Below are 1,356 nucleotides of genomic sequence, written 5' to 3' on the forward strand. Positions count from 1 at the left end.
TTGCCGGGATGCCGGACGCGGTCCTGGCCGGTGTGGCCAGCCAGCTTTCGGCCTGGCGGCTCAACCCCCATGGCACCGAGGGCTACGTGAAGGCCGAGGTCACGCGCGGCGGCGTGGATACGGGCTGCCTTTCTTCCCGCGATATGGAGGCGCGGGATGTCCCCGGCCTGTTCATGGTGGGCGAGGCCGTGGACGTGACCGGCTGGCTGGGCGGCTACAACTTCCAGTGGGCGTGGGCCAGTGGCCACGCGGCGGGGCAGGCCGTGGCGGAACGCACGGGCTGATGCTGTTCGCCTCGCAGCCCTTCCTTGTGGTGTTCCTGCCGCTGGTGCTGGGGCTGTATTACGGTGTGGCGGTATCAAGGGCGGGACGGCAGGCGGTGGTAATCGCAGCGTCGGTGCTGTTCTACGGATTATGGGACTGGCGGTTCGTGCCGTTCCTGCTGGCGATGGTCGGGTTCAACCAGATGGTCGCCATGGCGTGGGGGCGCTGGCGGCGGCGGGGCTGGCTGGGATTCGGGGTCGCGGCCAATCTCGCGGTGCTGTTCGGCTTCAAATACGCGGACTGGCTGGCTGGCGTGGCCATGGGGCTGGCGGGGCGGGCGCATGCGCAGTGGCCGATCATCCTGCCGCTGGGGCTGTCATTTTTCGTGTTCCAGAAAATCTCCTATCTGGTGGATCTGGGGCGCGGGCAGGCGCGGGTGTACCGGCTGGCGGATTTTCTGGAATTCGTCACTTTCTTCCCCCAGCTCGTGGCGGGGCCGATCGTGCGGCATAACGAACTGATCCCGCAGTTCGACGCCAGCCCGCGCAATGGCGCGATGTGGGAAAACCTTGGCCGGGGCGGCCTGCTGCTGCTGGTCGGACTGGGCAAGAAGCTAGGTCTGGCCGATACGCTGGGCGCCATGGGCAACCCGGTGTTCGACGCCGCCCATGCGGGGCACCTGCCGGGTCTGGGCAGCGCGTGGCTGGCCGCGATAACCTACATGCTCCAGATCTATTTCGATTTTTCCGGTTATTCGGATATGGCCATCGGCATGGCGTTGATGATGGGCATTCGCCTGCCGTTCAATTTCAACGCGCCCTATACGGCCGTGTCGGTGCGGGATTTCTGGCGGCGGTGGCATATGACGCTGTCGCGCTTCCTGCGCGATTACGTCTATATCCCGCTGGGCGGGAATCGCTGCCCCCCGGCGCGTCAGGCCGCCAATGTGGTGGTGACGATGGGGCTGGCGGGGATCTGGCATGGGGCAGGGTGGAATTTCATGCTCTGGGGCCTGCTGCATGGCGGTGCGCTCGCGCTGTCGCACGCATGGACGCGCGCGGGCCGCGTGCTGCCACGGTGGGGCGCACGGGG

General features: G+C 67.0%; 2 protein-coding genes. Both read left to right on the forward strand.

Going from position 1 to position 1,356, the window contains the following annotated elements; translation table 11 throughout:
- Positions 1 to 284, forward strand: a 284-nt coding sequence (locus JCM25156_RS25600; RefSeq protein WP_034960549.1) for an NAD(P)/FAD-dependent oxidoreductase, incomplete at its 5' end; no start/stop codon positions are given.
- Positions 284 to 1,356, forward strand: a 1,073-nt coding sequence (locus tag JCM25156_RS16705; protein ID WP_025814017.1) for an MBOAT family O-acyltransferase, incomplete at its 3' end; no start/stop codon positions are given. The genes JCM25156_RS25600 and JCM25156_RS16705, both read left to right, overlap by 1 nt.

This window comes from Komagataeibacter kakiaceti JCM 25156, assembly GCF_000613305.1.